General features: G+C 43.4%; 3 protein-coding genes. All 3 read left to right on the top strand.

Translation table 11 applies throughout. The features are described 5' to 3' along the window. A partial coding sequence (gene hydF / locus GX089_12125) for a [FeFe] hydrogenase H-cluster maturation GTPase HydF (GenBank protein ID NLP03235.1) occupies window positions 1-745 on the top strand: 745 nt, incomplete at its 5' end. A 17-nt stretch (window positions 746-762) separates the two neighbouring features. After that, window positions 763-2259: a [FeFe] hydrogenase H-cluster radical SAM maturase HydG gene (gene hydG, locus GX089_12120; protein ID NLP03234.1), complete on the top strand. Its 1497-nt coding sequence runs from the start codon at window positions 763-765 to the stop codon at window positions 2257-2259. A gap of 16 nt (window positions 2260-2275) precedes the next feature. After that, entirely contained in the window at window positions 2276-2521 is a 246-nt protein-coding gene (locus GX089_12115) for a hypothetical protein (GenBank protein ID NLP03233.1), read from the top strand. The last annotated feature ends 76 nt before the right edge of the window (window positions 2522-2597 follow it).

Raw genomic sequence — 2597 nt, 5'->3', positions numbered from 1 at the left:
GGTTCCTGAGGAGGTATTGAGACAACCCTCGCTGGTAGGCGATCTGCTTTCTCCTGGAGATATTGCAGTATTGGTTGTCCCAATTGATCTTCAGGCGCCTAAGGGAAGATTGATTTTACCTCAGGTGCAGGCGATCAGGGATGCACTGGACAATGATGCTGCTACGCTGGTGGTTAAAGAAAGGGAGTATGGCTCTGTTCTTCAATCTCTTAAGAATCCACCCGGGCTTGTGGTGTGTGATTCTCAGGTAGTCTTGAAAATGGTTGCAGACACACCTATAGAGATACCGTGTACTACATTTTCCATTTTGTTTGCACGATTCAAAGGGGATTTGTGTGAAGAGGTCAAAGGTGCATTGGCAATCGATTCGCTTTCCACAGGTGATAAAGTGTTGATTGCCGAAGCCTGTACACATCATGCGGCAGAGGATGATATCGGAAGGGTAAAGATTCCGCGCTGGTTAAGACAGTATTGTGGTGAGGAGCTTCAGATTGATGTGTGCAGTGGAAGAGATTATCCGGAGAATCTTTCTCAATATAAACTGATAATACACTGTGGAGCATGTATGCTTACCCGCAGGGAAATGCTGGTAAGGATTCAAAAAGCAATACAGGCAGGTGTCGCCATAACCAATTACGGAGTAGCTATTTCGTTTTTACAGGGAGTTCTGCAAAGGGTACTATCCCCTTTTCCTGCAGCTCTGGAAACCTTTAATTCTGAAAAAACCGGACATAGAAACAGATAACAGACAGGAGTGTTAATATGACAGTAGATATTCAGGAATGGAAGAAAAACAAGATCAAAGAAGACCAGATAACCCGGTATCTCAATAATGACGGGACTGAGTTTCTAAATGATGAAAGTATCGAAAATGATCTGAAAAGCAATTTAGCGGCAGATCCCTCAAAGGTGCGTGAGATAATTGCCAAATCGATGGAAATAAATACTTTGACTCTACAGGAGACCGCCACCCTGCTCAATGTCACCGATCCACAGTTATGGCAGGAGATGGAAGAGGCTGCTGGTGCTATCAAAAAGAAAGTTTATGATAACCGGATAGTCACATTTGCACCACTGTATCTATCAACTACCTGTGTTAATAATTGCCTTTATTGCGGATTAAGAGAAACCAATAAGGCTATTCGCAGGGGAGTTCTCTCCATGGATGAGGTTCGCAAGGAAGTGGAAGTGCTGGCTGGTACAATCGGTCATAAGCGCCTGATCGTGGTTTATGGAGAACATCCTGAATCTGATACTCAATATATGATGGATACTCTGCGGACCATCTATGATGTCAAAGTTCCCTTGTCCAGTGGGGCTTATGGTGCAATACGCAGGGTAAATGTAAATGGAGCCCCTTTGTCTATTGAGGATTTCAGGTCACTTAATGAAGTCGGGATAGGTACTTATCAGATTTTCCAGGAAACTTATCATAAACAAACCTACAAAGCAGTACATCCTGCAAATACCCTCAAAGGAAACTTCAGGTGGCGGTTGTATGCTATGCATCGTGCTCTGGAAGCAGGTATCGATGATGTGGGAATCGGAGCGTTGCTGGGTCTTTATGATTGGAAGTTTGAGGTAATGGGATTACTTGCACATGCAATCGAGCTGGAAAGCAAGTTTGGGATCGGTCCTCATACGATTTCTTTTCCCAGAATCGAACCGGCAGAAAACACTCCCTTTGTCTCCCATCTGAAGTACAAGGTAAGCGATGCTGATTTCCGTAAAGCGATTGTCGTTCTCAGGCTAGCAGTTCCTTATACCGGAATGATATTGACAGCCAGGGAAAATGCCAGGATTCGCAGGGAAATGATTCCCCTGGGAATTACTCAGACTGATGCATCCAGCAATGTTGGTCTGGGCGCATATAACGATTTATCAACTAAGGAACAGCTTGCTAGTCGACAACAGTTCATTTTAGGTGATATCAGAAGTCTGGATGAAGTGGTACGGGAACTGGCAGGTATGGGGTATATAACTTCTTTCTGTACTGCCGGATATCGTTGTGGCAGAACCGGTCAATGTATAATGGATCTGCTCAGAAGCGGTGCAGAAGGTAAGTTCTGCAAATTAAACGCTGTTATTACCTATAGAGAATGGCTTGATGATTTTGCGAGTCCTGAAACAAAGCAGATTGGAGAAACTATTATCCTGCGTGAAATTGAACAGATAAAAACCAAAATGCCTGATGTCTATCCTACATTTATTGAGCATTATCAACGGACAGCCAGGGGTGAGCGGGATATCTATTTCTAAACGAGCAGGAATGATCATGAGTCAAGGAATAAGTTTACTCGAAAAAACTTACGGTGTAACCATTCTGATTGCTGCAATAAAGGGGCGCAGATGGGGATTCTCAGGAGATTTTTCAAATAAAGAGATCGCAGTCGTTCCATCCAGAAGAATTCAACTGAATCAGAATACTGGTGCAGTTGTATATGGGTGGTATGATCTGGATGTCGGTAAGCAAAGGGAGCTGGAGAGAAAATTATTGGATTTGGGGGACAATTCGGCATGAGCATTATTTCGTCAATTCTTCAGAAAGAGGAATTTTCACGAGAAGATATTATAAGTTTACTGTCTATAGAAGAGCC

This window comes from Fibrobacter sp. (genome assembly GCA_012523595.1).
GTDB lineage: Bacteria > Fibrobacterota > Chitinivibrionia > Chitinivibrionales > Chitinispirillaceae > JAAYIG01.
This window is presented reverse-complemented; position numbering and strand designations above follow the sequence as displayed.